This window comes from Streptomyces sp. NRRL S-495 (genome assembly GCF_000966955.1).
In the GTDB taxonomy this organism is placed as follows: domain Bacteria; phylum Actinomycetota; class Actinomycetes; order Streptomycetales; family Streptomycetaceae; genus Kitasatospora; species Kitasatospora purpeofusca.
Window position 1 is genome coordinate 1 of record NZ_JZWY01000777.1, and the last position, 5,153, is coordinate 5,153.

The following is a 5,153-nucleotide window of genomic DNA, read 5'->3' on the forward strand; positions in this document are numbered from 1 at the left end:
GGATCAGCTGCGGCCAGGCCGGCCCGCTCGGCTGGACCATCCCGGCCGCGCTCGGCGTCGCGACCGCCGATCCCGAGGGCCAGGTCGTGGCGCTCTCCGGCGACTACGACTTCCAGTTCATGATCGAGGAGCTGGCGGTCGGGGCGCAGCACCGGATCCCGTACGTCCACGTGCTGGTCAACAACTCCTACCTGGGACTGATCCGGCAGGCGCAGCGGAACTTCGACATCGACTTCCAGGTCAAGCTGGAGTTCGAGAACATCAACGCGCCGGAGCTGGGCGTCTACGGCGTGGACCACGTCCGGGTCGCCGAGGGCCTGGGGTGCAAGGCGATCCGGGTCACCGAGCCGGAGGGGCTGCTGCCGGCCTTCGAGGAGGCCAAGAAGCTGGCCGCCGAGTTCCGGGTGCCGGTCGTGGTCGAGGCGATCCTGGAGCGGGTCACCAACATCTCGATGGGCGCGGCCGACATCGACAAGGTGATGGAGTGGGAGGAGGTCGCCACCCTCCCGGAGCACGCCCCGACGGCGATCCGCCCGCTCGCGCTCTGACGCACCCCCGGCGGCGGGTTTTCACGCCGAGGCCGTACGGGTACGTACCACGGAACGCCCGCGCGCCACTGCGGCGCGCGGGCCTTCCCGCCGGGAGGCCGACACCGTGTCCTTCGCGATGAGCAGCACCGAACGCGAGCGCTTCCTGGCCGGCGTGCACGTCGGCGTCCTCGCCGTGGACGGCACCGGGGCGGGCGGGGCGCCGCTGGCCGTACCGATCTGGTACGCCTACCGCCCCGGCGGCCTGGTCACCGTGCTCACCGGTCGGGACTCCGTCAAGACGCGGCGGATCCGGGCCGCGGGCCGCTTCACGCTCTGCGTGCAGCAGGAGCAGCCGCCCTGCCGGTACGTGAGCGTGGCCGGGCCGGTGGTGGCGATCGAGGACCGGATCGACCCGGACGAACGGGCCGCCCTCGCCCACCGCTACCTGCCGCCCGCCACCGTCCGGTCCTACCTGGCCGCCACCGCCGAGCAACTGGTGGCCGACGTGGCCGTCCGGATGCGGCCCGAGCGGTGGCTGAGCGCCGACTTCACCGCGATCGCCGAGCAGCTCCGGGAAGCCCCTCCGACAGCCTCGGAGGGTGTCAGCCGTCCGCCTTCTGGCCCCGCTGGACCCGCTTGATCCGCTCCGCCTGGACATCGCCGAACCGCTTCAACGTCTTGTGGTCGCGCTCGTCCTCGTCCAGCTCGATCAACGACACGACGGCGCCGACCCGCATCACCAAGGTGCCGGCCAGGATCTTGGTCGCGGGCTGGCCCGAATCCCCGTCCTGCTCGATCTCCTTCTCGAAAGCCTGCGACTGCTCGGCGGCGGTCTTCACGTCGACCTTGCGCGCGGCGCCCTCCTCCTCGGCGAAGGAGGCCACCATCGCCTCGAAGACCGGACCGGCGTTCTCCGGCTTGTCGAAGGTCAGCAGGGTGAGCCGGATGTCGTTGGAGGTGCTGGACTCCGACTTGTACCGGACGTTGCCGCCCAGCTGGAGGCCGAGGCAGTCGGCCTTCAGCTTCTTCCGGCAGGTCGCGGACGCGTCGGCCTGCGTGACGGCCTGCGGCGGCTTCGCCCCGGAGGAGCGCTTCCAGCCGGAGGGGAGCGAGGCCTCGCTCGGCAGGGCGTCCCGCACCTGGTCCGGCTCCGACAGCACTACCTTCGCCTGGAACGCCGACCCGCTGCCGCTGTCGGAACCGCATGCGGCCGTGCCCAGTGCCAGCGCGGCGATCGTCGCCGCCAGTGCGAGATTCCGCCCGCGCCGCTTCGACTTGTCCATCGTGGTGCCCCCGTTTCGTTCTTCCCCTGAAGATCAGCAGCGGATATCAAACCACATGATCATCGGATATTTCCGACCGGCCGTCCGGCCCGGATCGGGGCCGGACGGGGGCCGGACCGGGGCCGGAACACCTGACCGCCAATGGTGGTTGAGCAGGCGGGAAGGACTACCGTTCCCGACGAGCACCGCCCGTTGTCACCCACTCCTCCTCCTAAGGGGACCAACCGTGAGCCTGTACGACATCCCGCTGCGCACGCTGACCGGCGAGGCCGCCTCGCTGGCCGACTACAAGGGCAAGGCGCTGCTGATCGTCAACGTCGCCTCCAAGTGCGGCCTGACCCCGCAGTACGCCGGCCTGGAGCGGCTCCAGGAGCGGTTCGCCGGGCGCGGCTTCACCGTGCTGGGCTTCCCGTCCAACCAGTTCGCCGGGCAGGAGCCGGGCAGCGCCGAGGAGATCCAGACCTTCTGCTCCACCACCTACGGCGTGACCTTCCCGCTGTTCGAGAAGACCGATGTGAACGGCGACGACCGGCACCCGCTGTACGCGCGGCTGACCGAGACCGCCGACGCCGAGGGCAAGGCCGGGGACGTCTCCTGGAACTTCGAGAAGTTCCTGATCTCGCCGGACGGCACCGTGGCCGCCCGGATCCGGCCGCGCACCGAGCCGGAGGCGGACGAGGTCGTCGCCGCGATCGAGGCCGTACTGCCGACCGCCTGACGCGCACCGCCCGCGCCGACGGGCGAAGAGGGCGGTACCACCGATCCACCCGGTGGTACCGCCCTCCGGTCAGCGGGTGACGCTCCAGACCAGGGCGCGGGTCAGCGCCGGGGTCAGGGCCGGGTCGACGACGGCCGACGTGGGGTCGTTCGCGACGGCCTTGAGCTCGTGCGCCGCGGGCTTGGGGCCGGTCGGGCCGAGGTCGGAGACGGCGATCGTCCTGCGGTCGCGCAGGGCCGTCACCTCCTTGCCGTCGAGGTACCAGCGCAGCTTGGTGCCGGAGACGGGGAGGTCGACGGTGAGACGGTCGGTCGCGGTCAGCTTGGTCGTGGTGGGCGTGGCGCTGGTGAGGGCGGAGGCGTGCCGGTAGAAGCCGGCGATCATCGCCTCGCGGCCGGGAAGGTTGAACTCTCGGCCGAGCGAGCGCATCACGGAGTTGTCGGTCGGCCGGTTGAGGCCCGACGGGTGGTTCCCGCCGCCCTGGTAGGCGCCGACGGTGCCGCCGTCGGGCGAGGTCTTTCCGAGCCAGCGGTACCACTTGGCCTTGTCCTTGCGCATCCGGTCGGCGCTCAGGGTGGTGAGGTTGGGCTGCGGGGGCTCGGCGCCCTGGTAGGGCCCCTGGTCCTCGGCGACGTACTCGTCCGCGAGCTTGCCCAGCGAGTGGCCGGTCTCGTGCACCGCGATCTGGCCGGACGCGGCGTTGCCGCCCGCCACGGTGGCGATGCCCTCGTACCCGAGCGGCGACCGGGTGCTGCCGTAGCCGGCGCCGCCGTACTTGGCGGTGTTGGCGACGACGATCACCAGATCCGCCTGCGGGGCCTTGGCGGCGTAGGCGTCGACGGCCTTGATGTCCACGCACAGCAGCCGTTCGACCGAGTTGCACCAGAACCGGGAGCCGAGGGCGGTGGTGCGGACGGTGCTCTGCTTCGGGTCGCCGGACACCCCCGACTGCGCGGAGACGGCGCCCACGGCCCACACGTTGAACAGCTTGCGGTAGGCGGCGTAGGGCTGGACGGCGCTGATGTCCTTCCACTTCGCGGCGGCGTCCTTGCGGAACTTCTCCTGCTCCGCCGCCGTGTAGCCGTCGCCGATCAGCACCACGTCCAGCTTGCTGTCCGTGCTCCCGTTGTTGACGATCTTCGTGACCGCACCGTCCCCGGCGGCGGCCGCGCTCATGGACGGCTCGGCGACGAAGGGCGAGGCCGCGGGGACCCTGGTCCGGCTGATCGCGCCGTCCTCGGCGAACACCTCGACGTCCTGCTCCCCCGGGGAGGCGGGGAGGCCGTCCGGGTCGGAGGGACCGGTGACGCCGGTGGGGTCGGGCGTCGCTGCGACGGCAGCCTGGTCGGACGGAGCGGCGACGGCCGGTCCGGCGCCGACGGTGAGGGCCGCCGACGCCGTGGCTCCGGCCAGGAGGAGCGAGGTGAACCTGCTGTTGCGCAAAGGATTTCTCCGACATCGATGGGCGGCACGAGCGGCGAGGCGCGACTCCGGGACGCGACGCACCGCCGCCGGCCGCCGCCAACCCGGGTGGGGAGAACCCGGGCTGACGCCGCGACACCTCCGGCCGCCACCTCACCGGTGGATACGGCCGACTCCGCACGAACGGTTCAGACCCCGGCCGGGCACCGCCCGCTCCGGCAGGCCCGCGGGGTCAGGCGCAGTGGTAGGGGAACGAGACCGCGGCGGTGCGGGAGCCGGGCGCGAGGATCTCCAGGGTCGCGGTGGCCGCGAGCGAGCCCCGGCCCTCGAAGCTCCACCGGAGCACCAACTCGGTGCGCTGGGCGCCGGAACCGATGTCCTGGCTGATCTCGCCCGAGGTCGTGCCGTCGCTGCGCAGCCAGCGGTAACGGAGGGTGCCGGCACCACCGTTGGTCTCCACCTCGGCCTTGACCACCGCCACCGAGTCGCAGCCGGGGCCGGCCGGGTCGGTGGTGACGCCGACACCGGTGACCGCGAGGACGGGCGTGGCGAAACGCCAGAACAGCAGCGCCAGGACGGCCAGCAGCAGCACCAGCGGGAGCAGCCAACGCCATGCCCGGCGACGGCGCGGCGGCTCGGCTCCCGGGACAGCCGCGCCGTGCCAGACGGCGGCGGCCAGCGGCGGGACGCCGGGGCCGAAGCGGCGCAACTCGCCCGGGGCGAGCGGTCGTTCGTCCTCGCTGTGGGCGACGGAGGGCGTGGCCGATGCCGACGGCGGCGCGGCACCGGTCGGGGCGGAGGCGGGGGCTGGGTCGGCCGGGGCGGCGGTGCCGTGCGCCGGGGTGTCCTGCAGCGTGAGCTCCTCCACCGTCTCCCCGGCGCCGCCCCAGACCCCGGGGTCGAGGAAGGTCGCGCTCATGGCCTCGTTCGCGTCGATCCGCACGGTGGCCTCGGCGTCCGGGCCACGGTGGCGGGGCGAGTCGGACGGTCCGGTCGGCATCGCCGTCCGCGGCCGCGGCCGGCACCGGGGCCGGGTCGGAGTCGGGTCGGGGCGTGGTCATGGCTTCTCCAGGGAGCGGGACGGAGACGGGTGGAGGCGGGGGCGGGGTGTTCGGGGCCGTGGGCCGGCGCGCCGGCCCACGGCGGGGTCAGCGCGGCGGGTCGCAGAGGTAGGCGGCCACCTCGGCCGAGGTCCGGCCC

Annotated in this window: 6 protein-coding genes; 3 read left to right on the forward strand and 3 right to left on the reverse strand. The window is 73.1% G+C overall.

Going from position 1 to position 5,153, the window contains the following annotated elements:
* Together VR45_RS33200 and VR45_RS33205 are read left to right on the forward strand one after the other, a co-directional pair.
* The coding region (locus VR45_RS33200) for a thiamine pyrophosphate-dependent enzyme (RefSeq protein WP_045943610.1) at positions 1-548 on the forward strand (548 nt) is incomplete at its 5' end.
* 118 nt (positions 549-666) lie between these two features.
* Complete coding sequence (locus VR45_RS33205) at positions 667-1,170, forward strand: pyridoxamine 5'-phosphate oxidase family protein (protein ID WP_078897074.1); 504 nt, start codon at positions 667-669, stop codon at positions 1,168-1,170.
* On the opposite strand, the gene VR45_RS33210 is transcribed toward VR45_RS33205, so the two are convergent.
* Positions 1,133-1,813, reverse strand: a complete 681-nt coding sequence (locus VR45_RS33210) for a hypothetical protein (protein ID WP_045943611.1) — start codon at positions 1,811-1,813, stop codon at positions 1,133-1,135. The two genes, VR45_RS33205 and VR45_RS33210, sit on opposite strands and share 38 nt — an antisense overlap.
* A gap of 226 nt (positions 1,814-2,039) precedes the next feature.
* Here VR45_RS33210 and VR45_RS33215 point away from each other — a divergent pair, with 226 nt between their 5' ends.
* Positions 2,040-2,531, forward strand: a complete 492-nt coding sequence (locus tag VR45_RS33215; protein WP_045943612.1) for a glutathione peroxidase — start codon at positions 2,040-2,042, stop codon at positions 2,529-2,531.
* Positions 2,532-2,600: 69 nt separating this feature from the next.
* Here the strand turns inward: VR45_RS33215 and VR45_RS33220 are convergent, their stop codons facing one another.
* Together VR45_RS33220 and VR45_RS33225 are read right to left on the reverse strand one after the other, a co-directional pair.
* Positions 2,601-3,974 (reverse strand): M64 family metallopeptidase, encoded by a 1,374-nt coding sequence (locus tag VR45_RS33220; protein WP_078897072.1) that lies wholly within the window; start codon positions 3,972-3,974, stop codon positions 2,601-2,603.
* Positions 3,975-4,185: 211 nt separating this feature from the next.
* Entirely contained in the window at positions 4,186-4,953 is a 768-nt protein-coding gene (locus tag VR45_RS33225) for a hypothetical protein (protein WP_052709564.1), read from the reverse strand.
* Between the last annotated feature and the right edge of the window lie 200 nt (positions 4,954-5,153).